The organism is Pseudomonas sp. MWU318 (assembly GCF_016756945.1).
In the GTDB taxonomy this organism is placed as follows: Bacteria; Pseudomonadota; Gammaproteobacteria; order Pseudomonadales; family Pseudomonadaceae; genus Aquipseudomonas; species Aquipseudomonas putida_A.
In genome coordinates this window covers 192531-206145 of record NZ_JAESJL010000003.1, presented here as the reverse complement: position 1 = coordinate 206145, position 13615 = coordinate 192531, and the positions used below count along the sequence as shown (strand labels likewise).

Sequence of the window (13615 nt, the reverse complement as noted above, 5' to 3'; positions counted from 1 at the left end):
CGCGCCGCCAACTGGCGCGCTCGCTAAAACCTTTTACGGGCGGCGCATGCCGCCAGCGAGACAGGCTTAAAGCATGGAAATGCGCGCAGATCTGCTGATTGTCGGAGCCGGAATGGTCGGCAGCGCCCTCGCGTTGGCGTTGCAGGACAGCGGCCTGGAAGTGTTGCTGCTCGACGGCAGCCCGCTGAGCGTCAAACCGTTCGACGCCGCCGCGCCGTTCGAGCCGCGAGTGAGCGCCTTGTCGGCGGCCAGCCGGCGGATACTCGAACGCCTTGGCGTCTGGGACGGCATCGCCAAGCGCCGCAGCAGCCCGTACACCGACATGCACGTGTGGGACGGCAGCGGCACCGGGCAGATTCATTTCTCGGCGAGCAGTGTGCATGCCGAAGTGCTCGGCCATATCGTCGAAAACCGCGTGGTGCAGGATGCCTTGCTCGATCGTTTGCACGACTGCGATCTGGGCATGCTGGCCAACGCACGTCTGGAACAGATGCGCCGCTCCGGTGACGACTGGCTGCTGACCCTGGCCGACGGTCGCCAGTTGCGTGCGCCGCTGGTGATTGCTGCGGACGGCGCCAATTCGGCGGTGCGCCGGCTGACCGGCGTTGCCACTCGCGAGTGGGATTATCTGCACCACGCCATCGTCACCAGCGTGCGCAGCAGCAAGCCGCACCGGATGACCGCCTGGCAGCGTTTCACCGATCACGGGCCGCTGGCGTTTCTGCCGCTGGAGCGTGACGGGCAGCAGGACTGGTGCTCGATCGTCTGGTCGACCACACCGAGTGAAGCCGAGCGCCTGATGGCGCTGGATGAAGCGGCATTCTGCCGTGAACTGGAGCGAGCCTTCGAAGGTTGCCTGGGCGAAGTCGTCAGTGCTGATCCACGGCTGTGCGTGCCCTTGCGTCAACGCCATGCCAAACGCTATGTAGCCGAAGGCCTGGCACTGATCGGCGATGCGGCGCACACCATTCACCCGTTGGCCGGGCAGGGTGTGAACCTGGGTTTCCTCGATGCGGCGGTGCTGGCTGAAGTGTTGTTGCAGGCGGCGGAACGCGGCGAACGGCTGGCGGACGTGAAAGTGCTGAGTCGTTACGAGCGTCGGCGCATGCCGCACAACCTGGCATTGATGGCGGCGATGGAGGGCTTCGAGCGCTTGTTCCAGGCTGACCCGTTGCCGGTGCGCTGGTTGCGTAATGCCGGGTTGAAGCTGGTGGAGCAGATGCCGGAGGCCAAGGCTCTCTTTGTTCGCGAAGCACTAGGCCTAACAGGCGACCTCCCCGCGCTCGCCAAACCCTGAATCGATAACACTCCCTGTAGGAGCAGCCTCGTTTCACTCGGCAGCTCCTACAGGGGATGTGTTGCCCCGTGCAACATCTGGTAACTCCTTGGAAAAGAGTTCGATTGAGGTGGTAAATGTGAGTCCTTATCATTTGGCCCACATTTTCCGACCGAGAGATCACTCCCATGTTGGCACCCAAGCGTCTCCTGACCGCACTGGCCCTGACCCTGATCGGCAGCACTGCCGCCCAGGCCGCCGACGAGGTGGTGGTCTACTCCTCGCGTATCGATGAGTTGATCAAACCGGTGTTCGACGCCTACACCGCGAAAACCGGGGTGAAGATCAAGTTCATCACCGACAAGGAAGCGCCGCTGATGCAGCGGATCAAGGCCGAAGGCGAAAACGCCACCGCCGACCTGCTGCTCACCGTCGATGCCGGCAACCTCTGGCAGGCCGAGCAGATGGGCATCCTCCAGCCATTCACTTCGAAAACCATCGATACCAATATTCCCGCGCAATACCGCTCCTCCAGCCACGCCTGGACCGGTCTGAGCCTGCGCGCGCGGACCATCGCCTATTCCACCGAACGGGTGAAACCAGGCGAGTTGACCACCTACGAAGCGCTGGCCGACAAGAATTGGGAAGGGCGCCTGTGCCTGCGCACGGCGAAGAAGGTCTACAACCAGTCGCTGACCGCGACCATGATCGAAACGCACGGCGCCGAGAAGACCGAGAAGATCCTCAAGGGCTGGGTCAACAACCTGTCCACGGACGTGTTCTCCGATGATGTCGCGGTGCTGGAAGCGATCAACGCCGGGCAGTGCGACGTCGGCATCGTCAACACCTACTACTACGGGCGCCTGCACAAGCAGAAGCCGGATTTGCCAGTGAAACTGTTCTGGCCGAATCAGGCTGATCGCGGCGTACACGTGAACCTGTCGGGTATCGGCCTGACCAAGCATGCACCGCACCCGGAAGCCGCCAAGGCCCTGGTCGAGTGGATGACCACGCCTGAAGCGCAGAAGATCTTCGCCGACGTCAACCAGGAGTTCCCGGCCAACCCGGCAGTGAAGCCTTCGGAAGAAGTGGCGGCGTGGGGCAAGTTCGTCGCTGACACCTTGCCGGTGGAAGTGGCGGGCAAGCGTCAGGCGGAAGCGATCCGGATGATGGATCGGGCGGGTTGGAACTGAGTATTTGCCGGTCGCTGTGTTCGCTCAAGATCGCTGGCCTCACCCCAGCCCTCTCCCGGGGGGAGAGGGAGCCGATCTCCATGGCTTTCAATACTGGAGCTCGGCTCGATGTATCAGGTCGGCGTAAATCGAAAGATCACCACGTTCAGTCCCCTCTCCCTCCGGGAGAGGGTTAGGGTGAGGGCAGCAATCTCGAGCTGAAACACCTGAATCAGAACCACCAACCACCCCTCAGAGTCCCAAAAGTGGCCCACCCCGCCCAACGCCGCTGGTACCCCATCGTCCTCGCCATTGCCGCGCTGGTGCTGTTGCCCCTGAGTGTCCTGCTGCTGTCGTGGCAGACCATCGATCAGCAGATCTGGTCGCACCTGTGGGAAACCCAGATGCCGCGCCTGCTGGGCAACACCCTGACGCTGGTGCTCGGCGTCGGCGTCGGCGTGACGCTGCTCGGTGTCAGCCTGGCGTGGCTCACCAGCCTCTGCGAATTCCCCGGAAGACGCTGGCTCGACTGGGCTCTGATGCTGCCGTTCGCCATCCCGGCCTACGTGCTGGCGTTCGTCTTCGTCGGTTTGCTGGACTTCGCCGGCCCGGTGCAAACCCTGCTGCGCGAATGGTTCGGCAGCGGCTTGCGCCTACCACGCGTGCGCTCTACCGGCGGGGTGATTGTGGTATTGGTGCTGGTGTTTTATCCCTACGTCTACCTGCTGGCGCGCACCGCGTTTCTTGCGCAGGGCAAAGGCCTGATGGAGGCGGCGCGAGTACTCGGGCAATCGCCATGGCAGGCGTTCTGGCGGGTGGCGTTGCCGATGGCGCGGCCGGCGATTGGCGCCGGTGTGGCGCTGGCGCTGATGGAGACGCTGGCGGATTTCGGCGCGGTGTCGGTGTTCAATTTCGACACCTTCACCACCGCCATCTACAAGACCTGGTACGGCTTCTTCAGCCTGCCGAGCGCGGCGCAACTGGCGAGCCTGTTGCTGCTGGTGGTGATGCTGGTGCTGTACGGCGAGCGGCGCGCACGTGGCGCCAACCGGGCGAGCAACGAGCGCCCTCGGGTCAAGGCGCTGTATAAGCTGCGCGGGCTCAAGGCATTCGCGGCGACTGGCTGGTGCACGTTGGTGTTTGCCTGCGCGTTCGTGATTCCGCTGCTGCAATTGCTGGTGTGGTTCTGGCAGCGCGGGCGCTTCGACCTCGATGAGCGTTACGCCGGGTTGATTCTGCACACCCTGTACCTGGGTGGCATGGCGGCGTTGACCACCGTCAGCGTCGCGCTGTTGCTGGCGTTTGCCCGACGTCTGGCGCCGACCCCGGCGATCCGTTCCGGGGTCAGTCTGGCCAATCTTGGTTATGCACTGCCGGGTTCGGTGCTCGCGGTATCGATCATGCTGGCGTTCAGTTATCTCGACCGCGAACTGGTGATTCCGCTTTCGGGCTGGCTCGGCGGCGCCGGCAAACCATTGCTGCTGGGCAGTCTGGCGGCGTTGCTGATGGCCTATCTGGTGCGCTTTATCGCGGTGGCCTACGGGCCCCTGGAAAACAGTCTGGCGCGTATACGGCCTTCATTGCCCGAAGCGGCACGTAGTCTGGGTGTCAGTGGGCCGCGACTGTTTTTCAAAGTGTATCTGCCGCTGTTGCTGCCCGGCACACTGAGTGCGGCGTTGCTGGTGTTCGTCGATGTGCTCAAGGAAATGCCCGCGACCCTGCTGATGCGCCCGTTTGGCTGGGACACGCTGGCGGTGCGGATCTTCGAAATGACCAGTGAAGGGGAATGGGCGCGGGCATCGCTGCCGGCGCTGACCCTGGTGTTGGTCGGCCTGTTACCGGTCATCGGCCTGATCCGCCGCTCGGCGCACCGAAACACTTAGTCGTCAGTCCTGAATCATGCGGCTACAATGCGCGGCATTCGGTGCGGTTCGTCTGACAGACCCGTTCGCTGAAATCGGCTGAAAGCCTTCTATTTCGCGGCTTTCATCCCGTACAGCGGCTGTCCGCACCTTCGCCACGCCCGGAAGGAGAAACCCATGGGACAGCGTACGCCTCTGTATGACCTGCATCTCGCCCTCGGCGCGAAGATGGTCGATTTTGGCGGTTGGGACATGCCACTGCATTACGGCTCGCAGGTCGAGGAACACCACGAGGTGCGCCGCGATTGCGGGGTGTTCGATGTTTCCCATATGACCGTTATCGACGTCGATGGCCCACAGGCCAAGGCCTGGCTGCAGCATTTGCTGGCCAATGACGTCGAGCGCCTGCACCGCCCCGGCCGCGCGCTCTACAGCACGATGCTCAACGAGCGTGGCGGCATCGTCGACGACATGATCGTCTATCGCCTCGAAGACCGTTATCGTCTGGTATTCAACGCCTCCACTCGCGACCAGGATCTGGCGTGGATGCAGGCGCAGGTCGCCGGTTACGACGTGCAATTGCATGAGCGTCAGGATCTGGCGATGCTCGCCATTCAAGGCCCGCAGGCCCGGCAGAAAATTGCCGAACTGGTGACCCAGTCCCGCGCTGAACTGATCAAACATCTCAAACCGTTCGAAGCTCACGTCGATGGCGACTGGTTCATCGCCCGCACCGGTTATACCGGTGAGGATGGCCTGGAAATCGCTTTGCCGGCCGATCAGGCGCCGGGGTTTTTCAACGATCTGGTCGGTGCCGGCATTTCACCGATCGGCCTCGGCGCCCGCGACACGCTGCGGGTCGAGGCCGGGATGAACCTCTACGGCCAGGACATTCATCAGGATGTCTCGCCGCTGGCGTCCAATATGGCCTGGAGCATCGCCTGGGAACCGGCTTCGCGGCAGTTCATCGGTCGTGCGGCGCTGGAGGCGGAAAAAGCCGCCGGCGTTGCGCACAAACTGGTGGGTCTGGTGCTTGAGGAGCGCGGTGTTTTGCGCGCCCATCAAGTGGTTCGTATCGCCGATGTTGGCGAAGGAGAGATCACCAGTGGTAGTTTCTCTCCTACGCTAAGCAAATCGATTGCCCTGGCGCGTGTACCGATGGCTACCGCCGACCGCGCCGAAGTGGAAATCCGTGGCAAGTGGTATCCGGTACGAGTGGTCAAACCGACCTTCGTGCGCCATGGTAAAACCTTGATCTGACCTTTTCCGGCGGGCCTGACCGCTGACAATTTTCTTGAGGACACCGAGCATGAGCAATATCCCCGCCGAACTGCGTTTTGCCGAAAGTCATGAGTGGGCGCGTCTGGAAGCCGACGGCACCGTTACCGTGGGCATCAGCGATCACGCGCAGGAAGCGCTGGGCGATGTGGTGTTCGTTGAACTTGCCGAAGTCGGCAAGGTGTTTGCTGCCGGTGAGGCTGCCGGTGTTGTCGAGTCGGTGAAGGCCGCGTCCGACATCTACTCCCCGGTCGGCGGTGAAGTGATCGCGGTCAACGAAACGCTGGCTGACTCACCGGAAGAGCTGAACAACGATCCGTACGCCGCATGGATCTTCAAGCTCAAGCCAAGCGACAAGGCCGAGCTGGACAATCTGCTCGACGCCGCCGGCTACAAGGCTGCAATCGGCGAATAAGCCTCGCCCCCCGTAGGAGCTGCCGCAGGCTGCGATCTTTTGATTTTGTTTTTAAAGACAAGATCAAAAGATCGCAGCCTGCGGCAGCTACTACATTAAGAGCGCTTCAGGGTTTCAATACGGCTTTCACCGCCGCCACCGAACGCTCGACATCGTCCCTGGTCATGCTGGTGAACATCGGCAACGACACGATCAGTCGCCCGACGCGCTCGGCCACCGGCAACATCCCTTCCTTGAAACCGCGCTCGCGGTACAGGCTCAGCAAGTGAATCGGCGGGTAGTGATAGCCGATGCCGATGCCTTTGTCCTGCATCTGTTCCATGAACGTGGCGCGGGCCGGCAAGCCGTCCTTGCGCTCCGGCAGGACCAGCTGGAACAGGTGCCAGTTGCTCTGGGTGAAGTCCGCCGGTGGCAGTTGGGCGCCATAAGTCGCTTCAAAGTCATCGCCAAAACATTTGAAGTAGTGCCGGGCCAGTTCCTGACGATGGGCGGTCAGCGCCTCGATATGGGCGAACTGGCCGAGGCCGATGGTGGCAGCGACATCAGTCATGTTGAACTTGCCGCCGAGCACATCAACGTCCAGACCATCAAAGCCGTTGCGGGTCACGCCCTGCAAGCGGTACTTCTCCGCCAGCCGTGCTTCTTCCGGGGTGTTCAGCACCAGGCAGCCGCCCTCGGAGCAGGTGACGTTCTTGTTCGCCTGAAAGCTGAACGACACGAAATCGCCGGTGGCGCCGATGCGCTGGCCGTTCCAGCTCGACCCCAGGGCCTGAGCGGCGTCTTCGACAATGCGCAAGTTGTGTTTGCGGGCGATGGCGTACAAGCGTTCCATGTCCACCGGCAGGCCGGCGAGGTACACCGGAATCACCGCTTTGGTGCGCGGGGTGATGGCCGCTTCCAACTGGTCCAGATCGATGTTGCGGGTCACCGGGTCAATGTCGGCAAACACTGGTGTGGCGCCGACTTCGAGGATCACGTTGGCGGTGGCGACCCAGGAAATCGGCGTGGTGATCACTTCGTCACCCGGCCCGATGCCGGCGATGCGCAAGGCGATTTCCATGGTGCAGGTGCCGGAGTTGAAGGTGCGCACCGGGCGTCCGCCGAAGTATTCCGACAACTGTGCTTCAAAGGCTTGGACCTTCGGCCCGCTGGTGATCCAGCCGGAACGCAGCACATCGCCGACGGCGGCAATCGTGGCTTCATCAATGACAGGTTTGGAAAACGGCAGGAACGGCAGTTGGCTCATGAGGATTTGATCATCCGAAAGTTGGACGCATGATGCAGGCGCTACAGCATGCCCCGGAACCCCCTCTGCCGCCAAGCCGTGCGCGTCGGGATCGGCTGCTATGCTGGTTTGACCGTGTTGCATTGACGCCGAGCGCCAGCCAAGAGAGAGCCCGTCATGTCCCAGTTGCCATCCTTGAGCCAGTTACGCGACCCCGAAGCCTTCCTGCGCCGCCATTTGGGCCCCGACGCCGCCGAACAACAGGCGATGCTCGACAGCCTCGGTCTGGGCAGCCGGGTCGAACTGATCGAGCAGACGGTGCCACCGGGCATTCGCCTGAATCGGGTGCTGGACTTGCCGCCGGCCCTCGACGAGCAAGCGGCGCTGGCCAAGCTGCGCGGTTATGCCGAGCAGAATCAGGTCTGGACCAGCCTGATCGGCATGGGCTACCACGGTACGCTGACGCCGACGGTCATTCTGCGCAATGTGCTGGAAAATCCTGGCTGGTACACCGCCTACACCCCGTATCAACCGGAGATCGCCCAGGGCCGTCTCGAAGCGCTGCTGAATTTTCAGCAACTGACCATCGACCTCACCGGACTTGAACTGGCCAACGCTTCGTTGCTCGACGAAGCTACCGCTGCGGCGGAAGCCATGGCCCTGGCTAAACGCGTGGCGAAGTCGAAGAGCAATCTGTTCTTCGTCGACGAAAACTGTCATCCGCAGACCATTTCCGTGGTGCAGACCCGCGCCGAAGGTTTCGGCTTCGAGCTGATCATCGGCGCTGTGGATAACCTCAACCAGCATCAGGTGTTCGGCGCGTTGCTGCAGTATCCCGACACCCACGGCGAGATCCGTGATCTGCGTCCGGTCATCGATCAGTTGCACGCGCAGCAGGCGTTAGCGTGTGTCGCCACCGATCTGCTGAGCCTGTTGCTGCTGACACCGCCGGGTGAACTGGGCGCGGATGTGGTGTTCGGTTCGTCCCAGCGCTTTGGCGTACCGATGGGCTACGGTGGCCCGCATGCGGCGTTTTTTGCCAGCCGCGAGGAGTACAAACGGGCGATTCCGGGGCGGATCATCGGCGTGTCGAAAGACGCTCGTGGCAACGTCGCGTTGCGCATGGCCCTGCAAACCCGTGAGCAACATATTCGCCGCGAGAAGGCCAACTCGAACATCTGCACCGCGCAGGTGCTGCTGGCCAATATCGCCAGTTGCTACGCGGTGTATCACGGGCCGCAAGGCTTGAAACGCATCGCCCAGCGCGTGCACCGCTTGACCTGCATCCTGGCGGCGGGCCTTGAGCGCCATGGTATTGCGCGGGTCAACAGACAGTTTTTCGACACCCTCACGCTGGAGGTTGGCGGCGCGCAGACCGCGATCATTGACAGTGCCAGGGCCGCGCAGATCAACTTGCGGATTCTTGGCCGTGGGCGAGTGGGGTTGAGCCTCGATGAGACGTGCGATGAAAGCACGGTGGCCAAACTGTTCGACGTGCTGCTGGGCGCCGATCATGGTTTGAACGTCGACGACATTGACGCAGAAGCACTGGTTTCCGGCATTCCCGACCAGCTGCAGCGCAACACGCCGTACCTGCGCCACCCGGTGTTCAACGCGCATCACAGCGAAACCGAGATGCTGCGCTACCTCAAGCAACTGGAGAACAAGGATCTGGCGCTCAACCAGTCGATGATCCCGCTGGGCTCCTGCACCATGAAACTCAACGCTACCAGCGAGATGATCCCGATCACCTGGCCGCAGTTCGCCAACCTGCACCCGTTCGCGCCACGGGAACAGGCGGTCGGTTACACCTTGATGATCGAAGAGCTGGAGCACTGGTTGTGCGCGATCACCGGGTTCGATGCGATCTGCATGCAGCCCAACTCCGGCGCTCAGGGCGAGTACGCCGGGCTGCTGGCGATTCGCAAATATCACGAGAGCCGGCAGCAGGGCGCACGGGACATTTGCCTGATTCCATCCTCGGCCCATGGCACCAACCCGGCCTCGGCGCAGATGGCCGGGATGCGCGTGGTGATCGTCGAGTGCGACGAGGCCGGCAACGTCGATCTGGACGATTTGAAAACCAAGGCGGCCGAGGCGGGGGACAAGTTGTCGTGCCTGATGGCGACCTATCCATCGACCCATGGTGTGTACGAGGAGGGCATCAGCGAGATCTGCGAAGTTATCCACCAGCACGGCGGGCAGGTGTACATGGACGGCGCCAATCTCAATGCACAGGTCGGGCTGGCGCGTCCGGCAGATATCGGCGCCGACGTGTCGCACATGAACCTGCACAAGACGTTCTGCATTCCCCATGGCGGCGGCGGGCCGGGCATGGGGCCGATCGGCATTCGCGCGCACCTTGCGCCGTTCGTTGCCAATCATCCGGTGGTGCCGATTGACGGCCCGCTGCCGCAGAACGGCGCGGTCAGCGCGGCCCCGTGGGGCAGTGCGAGTATTTTGCCGATCAGCTGGATGTACATTGCGATGATGGGGCCGCAACTGGCGGATGCCAGCGAAGTGGCAATCCTCGCCGCGAATTATCTGGCGCAGCATTTATCCGGCGCATTTCCGGTGCTCTACACCGGCCGCAACGGGCGGGTAGCCCATGAATGCATTCTCGATTTGCGGCCGTTGAAGGCGCAGACCGGGATCAGCGAAGAAGATGTCGCCAAGCGCCTGATGGATTACGGCTTTCACGCTCCGACCATGTCATTCCCGGTGCCGGGGACGTTGATGGTCGAGCCGACCGAGAGCGAGTCCAAGGCCGAACTGGACCGGTTTATCGGCGCCATGCTGAGCATCCGTGCAGAAATCACCGAAGTGCAGAACGGCAACTGGCCGGCGGACGACAACCCGCTCAAGCGTGCTCCGCATACCCTGGCGGATGTCACTGGCGTCTGGGAGCGGCCTTACAGCATCGAACAGGGCATCACCCCGGATGCGCACACCAAGGCGCACAAGTATTGGCCGGCGGTGAATCGGGTGGATAACGTCTATGGGGATCGCAATCTGTTTTGTGCCTGCGTCCCGGTGGACGAGTACCGCTGAAGAGCAAAAGATCGCAGCCTTCGGCAGCTCCTACAGGGATCAGTAAAGGAGCTGCCGAAGGCTGCGATCTTTTGATTTTTTACTCGGAAGCCACTGCGTTCTTCGCCAGAATCGCATTCGCCAGTTCCATGTCCGTGGCCTGCAGGCCCGGATTGTCGGCGCGGACTTTCTGCATCGCTGCTTCCAGGTACGGCCCACGGATGCCGCCATCGCTGGCAACGAAGCTGCCGGCATCGTCCTGTGCGGCAACGATCAGCTTGTGATCCTTGAAGGTCAGGTAGGTCGAACCGGTGGTGGCGCCGGACGAAATGACGTTACGCCAAAAGCTGTCGGCCATCGCTGAACCAACGGGAAGGGACAGCAAGGCAAGGGTGGCGACAGCAAGTTTGAGACGCATGATTGAGTGACTCCTGGGGGTTAACTACGGCGTTGGATAACGATTCGCCAATCCGGTTCCGTAGTGGCCTATTTCTGCTCGCTCTGCGGTGTCACCCGCAGCACTTCTTCAAGGGTGGTCAGCCCCGCCGCGACCTTCTGCGCACCCGACAGGCGTAGGCTGCGCATGCCTTCCTTGAAGGCTTGCCGGCGGATGGCGGTGAGGTCGGTGTCCGGGGTGATGAGCGCTTTGAGGCTATCGCTCAACTGCATGATTTCGTAGACCCCGGCGCGCCCGCGATAACCGGTGTCGCGGCACTCCAGGCAGCCGATCGCCCGTTGCGCATTGCCCGGCAGCGGCGCCTGCCACGGGCGGGTCAGGGTTTGCCAGTCTTCCTCTTCCAGCGTCAGCGGCGCCTTGCAGTGCGGGCACAGGGTGCGCACCAGACGCTGGGCCATGACCCCGAGCACCGTGGCTTTAATTAGATAGTGCGGCACGCCGAGTTCCAATAGCCGACTGATCGCGCTGGGGGCATCGTTGGTGTGCAGGGTCGACAGCACCAGATGGCCGGTGAGAGCAGCCTGAATCGCCATTTCCGCGGTTTCCAGGTCACGGATCTCGCCGATCATGATGATGTCCGGGTCTTGCCGCATCAGCGCACGCACGCCGGCGGCGAAACTCAGGTCGATGTTGTGCTGCACCTGCATCTGGTTGAACGCCGGCTCGACCATTTCGATCGGGTCTTCGATGGTGCAGAGGTTGATCTCCGGCGTCGCCAGTTTTTTCAGCGTGGTGTAGAGCGTGGTGGTCTTGCCCGAACCAGTGGGCCCGGTCACCAGAATAATGCCGTTGGGCTGGCGGGTCATGTCCTGCCAGCGGCGCAGGTCGTCGGCGGAAAAACCAAGCTGGTCGAAGTCCTTGAGCAGCACTTCCGGGTCGAAGATCCGCATGACCATTTTTTCGCCAAACGCGGTGGGCAGCGTTGAGAGCCGCAGCTCCACCTCGCCGCCGTCCGGGGTTTTGGTCTTGACCCGGCCGTCCTGGGGTTTGCGCTTCTCGGCGACGTTCATCCGCCCTAGGCTTTTCAGGCGACTGACGATCGCCATGGTCACCTGCGGCGGGAATTGATAGACGTTGTGCAGCACGCCGTCGATGCGGAAACGCACGGTGCCCTGTTCGCGGCGCGGTTCGATGTGGATATCGCTGGCGCGCTGCTGGAAGGCGTACTGGAACAGCCAGTCGACGATGTTGACGATGTGCGCGTCGTTGGCGTCCGGTTCCTGATCACTGGCGCCGAGGTTGAGCAGTTGTTCGAAGTTACCGAGGTTGCCGTTTTGCTGATCGGCGTTGTTGGCGCCGCTGACCGATTTGGCGAGGCGGAAGAACTCGACGCTGAAGCGCTGGATGTCCACCGGGTTGGCGACCACCCGTTTGATCGGCAGCTTCAGCACATGGGTCAGGTCGGCCTCCCAACCGGTGACGTAAGGCTGAGCGCTGGCGACCACCACCGCATCGCGGTCGACCGCTACCGCAAGAATCTTGTGCCGTTGGGCAAAGGCGTAGGACATCAGCGGGGTGATGGCGGCGACGTTGATCTTCAACGGGTCGATGCGCATATACGGCTGGCCGGCCTGCTGCGCCAGCCACAGGGTCAGGCTTTCCAGGTCCAGATGTTTGCCTGGACGGCTGAGGTCATCCAATTGCTGGCTGGCGATGAACTCCAGCGGATGTTGCTGGCCGTGGGTCGCGTGGCGGCGCCGGGCATTGAGCGCCTGCTCCGCCGAATCCTGGCTGATAAAGCCTTGGGCGACCAGCTCACGCAACACATCGTTGAGATCCAGCCAGCGGTCCTGAGTGGCGAGTTGAACGGACATGCGGGCTCCTTTTGAACGACTGTGCGCAAAGGATAGTCGTGGCCCCGCCGACCGTTGGGCCACTACCCGACAAAGCCGTTGCCGGATTTGTCAGCCGGACGCCTGGGCCGGCGCAGACCACGCCGTGTCGGCGTCTTGCAGGTTCACCGAGCAGACGCTGATCAGGTTACGAAGTTTTTCCGCAATCACCTGGGCGCGATGCCAGCTCAGACCGTCAATGACGATATCGATCGACAGCAGATCGTCGAGCCGCTCGACGTGGACCTGTTGCGGCGTGAGGAACTGCAGCGCGAACAGGTTCAGCACCCGCACCAGCAGATCCGGCTCGGCTTCGGCGAGCAGTTGATAACGCACGCAGCAGTGCGCGTTGTTGACGTTCCACACATCGGCGCGGGGCGCGGGGGTATTCACGGCTTCGAGGTGAGGCATGTCCGGTCTCCAGAGTCAGTGGGGGAATTTTTACATTCGATGCCGGGCATTTCTTGTCTAAGATGAGCGGATTCGCGGATTGCTCGACTGGAACGATTCGAAAAATGAACATTTTGAGGATTGATTATGCATAGCGAGCTGGACAGCTACGACCGGCGGATTCTCGCCTTGCTGCAAGAGGACGCTTCGCTGTCCAGCGCACAGATCGCCGAGCAGGTGGGTCTGTCGCAATCGCCGTGCTGGCGGCGGATTCAGCGGATGAAGGAGGAGGGCATCATTCGCGGTCAGGTGACCTTGCTTGATCGCAAGAAGATCGGCCTGAACACGCAGATCTTCGCCGAGATCAAGCTCAACGCCCACGGGCGTTCGAACTTCACCGAATTCACCGAGGCGATTCGCGGCTTTCCGGAAGTGCTGGAGTGTTATGTGCTGATGGGTGCGGTGGATTTTCTGTTGCGGATTGTCGCGGCGGACATCGAGGCGTATGAGCGGTTTTTCTTCGAGAAGCTGTCGCTGGTGCCGGGGATTCAGGAGGTGAACTCGATTGTGGCGCTGTCGGAGATCAAGTCGACAACCAGTTTGCCAGTCTTGCGCTGATCCTTTTGTGGCGAGGGGATTTATCCCCGATGGGCCGCGAAGCGGCCCCAAAATCTGCAA

At 62.1% G+C, this 13615-nt stretch carries 11 protein-coding genes; 7 read left to right on the top strand and 4 right to left on the bottom strand.

The window, feature by feature from the left end:
- Nucleotides 1–79: 79 nt before the first annotated feature.
- The 5 genes from JN524_RS08990 (at nucleotide 80) to gcvH (ending at nucleotide 6003) form a co-directional block, all read left to right on the top strand.
- Nucleotides 80–1297, top strand: coding sequence for a 2-octaprenyl-3-methyl-6-methoxy-1,4-benzoquinol hydroxylase (locus JN524_RS08990; protein WP_202369346.1), 1218 nt, complete (start codon nucleotides 80–82; stop codon nucleotides 1295–1297).
- A gap of 167 nt (nucleotides 1298–1464) precedes the next feature.
- Entirely contained in the window at nucleotides 1465–2469 is a 1005-nt protein-coding gene (locus JN524_RS08985) for an extracellular solute-binding protein (RefSeq protein ID WP_202369135.1), read from the top strand.
- A gap of 245 nt (nucleotides 2470–2714) precedes the next feature.
- Nucleotides 2715–4331: an ABC transporter permease subunit gene (locus tag JN524_RS08980; protein WP_202369134.1), complete on the top strand. Its 1617-nt coding sequence runs from the start codon at nucleotides 2715–2717 to the stop codon at nucleotides 4329–4331.
- A gap of 156 nt (nucleotides 4332–4487) precedes the next feature.
- The gene (gcvT, locus tag JN524_RS08975; RefSeq protein WP_202369133.1) at nucleotides 4488–5570 is read left to right on the top strand and encodes a glycine cleavage system aminomethyltransferase GcvT; all 1083 of its coding nucleotides are present in this window, start codon (nucleotides 4488–4490) and stop codon (nucleotides 5568–5570) included.
- A 49-nt stretch (nucleotides 5571–5619) separates the two neighbouring features.
- A complete protein-coding gene (gene gcvH / locus JN524_RS08970) occupies nucleotides 5620–6003 on the top strand; it encodes a glycine cleavage system protein GcvH (RefSeq protein ID WP_202369132.1) in 384 nt (127 codons plus the stop codon).
- Nucleotides 6004–6109: 106 nt separating this feature from the next.
- Here the strand turns inward: gcvH and JN524_RS08965 are convergent, their stop codons facing one another.
- On the bottom strand, nucleotides 6110–7249 hold the full coding sequence (locus JN524_RS08965; protein ID WP_202369131.1) for a DegT/DnrJ/EryC1/StrS family aminotransferase: 1140 nt from the start codon (nucleotides 7247–7249) through the stop codon (nucleotides 6110–6112).
- A gap of 156 nt (nucleotides 7250–7405) precedes the next feature.
- Between JN524_RS08965 and gcvP the strand changes: the two genes are divergently transcribed.
- Entirely contained in the window at nucleotides 7406–10279 is a 2874-nt protein-coding gene (gene gcvP / locus JN524_RS08960) for an aminomethyl-transferring glycine dehydrogenase (protein WP_202369130.1), read from the top strand.
- A gap of 79 nt (nucleotides 10280–10358) precedes the next feature.
- Here gcvP and JN524_RS08955 read toward each other — a convergent pair whose 3' ends face one another.
- From JN524_RS08955 to JN524_RS08945, 3 genes are all read right to left on the bottom strand, one after another.
- On the bottom strand, nucleotides 10359–10679 hold the full coding sequence (locus JN524_RS08955; protein ID WP_169843014.1) for a DUF2388 domain-containing protein: 321 nt from the start codon (nucleotides 10677–10679) through the stop codon (nucleotides 10359–10361).
- Nucleotides 10680–10744: 65 nt separating this feature from the next.
- Entirely contained in the window at nucleotides 10745–12529 is a 1785-nt protein-coding gene (locus tag JN524_RS08950; protein ID WP_027610501.1) for a GspE/PulE family protein, read from the bottom strand.
- A 90-nt stretch (nucleotides 12530–12619) separates the two neighbouring features.
- On the bottom strand, nucleotides 12620–12958 hold the full coding sequence (locus tag JN524_RS08945) for a hypothetical protein (protein ID WP_202369129.1): 339 nt from the start codon (nucleotides 12956–12958) through the stop codon (nucleotides 12620–12622).
- Between the two features lie 126 nt (nucleotides 12959–13084).
- On the opposite strand from JN524_RS08945, the gene JN524_RS08940 reads away from it, so the two are divergent.
- Nucleotides 13085–13555 carry an Lrp/AsnC family transcriptional regulator gene (locus tag JN524_RS08940; RefSeq protein ID WP_007951785.1) on the top strand — a complete coding sequence of 157 codons (471 nt, stop codon included), beginning with the start codon at nucleotides 13085–13087 and terminating at the stop codon, nucleotides 13553–13555.
- Nucleotides 13556–13615 lie beyond the last annotated feature (60 nt).

Coding starts and splice junctions, on each gene's coding strand:
- JN524_RS08990 (WP_202369346.1), top strand. CDS start 80: ATGCGCGCAGATCTGCTGATTGTCGGAGCCGGAATGGTCGGCAGCGCC.
- JN524_RS08985 (WP_202369135.1), top strand. CDS start 1,465: ATGTTGGCACCCAAGCGTCTCCTGACCGCACTGGCCCTGACCCTGATC.
- gcvT (WP_202369133.1), top strand. CDS start 4,488: ATGGGACAGCGTACGCCTCTGTATGACCTGCATCTCGCCCTCGGCGCG.
- gcvH (WP_202369132.1), top strand. CDS start 5,620: ATGAGCAATATCCCCGCCGAACTGCGTTTTGCCGAAAGTCATGAGTGG.
- JN524_RS08965 (WP_202369131.1), bottom strand. CDS start 7,249: ATGAGCCAACTGCCGTTCCTGCCGTTTTCCAAACCTGTCATTGATGAA.
- gcvP (WP_202369130.1), top strand. CDS start 7,406: ATGTCCCAGTTGCCATCCTTGAGCCAGTTACGCGACCCCGAAGCCTTC.
- JN524_RS08950 (WP_027610501.1), bottom strand. CDS start 12,529: ATGTCCGTTCAACTCGCCACTCAGGACCGCTGGCTGGATCTCAACGAT.
- JN524_RS08945 (WP_202369129.1), bottom strand. CDS start 12,958: ATGCCTCACCTCGAAGCCGTGAATACCCCCGCGCCCCGCGCCGATGTG.
- JN524_RS08940 (WP_007951785.1), top strand. CDS start 13,085: ATGCATAGCGAGCTGGACAGCTACGACCGGCGGATTCTCGCCTTGCTG.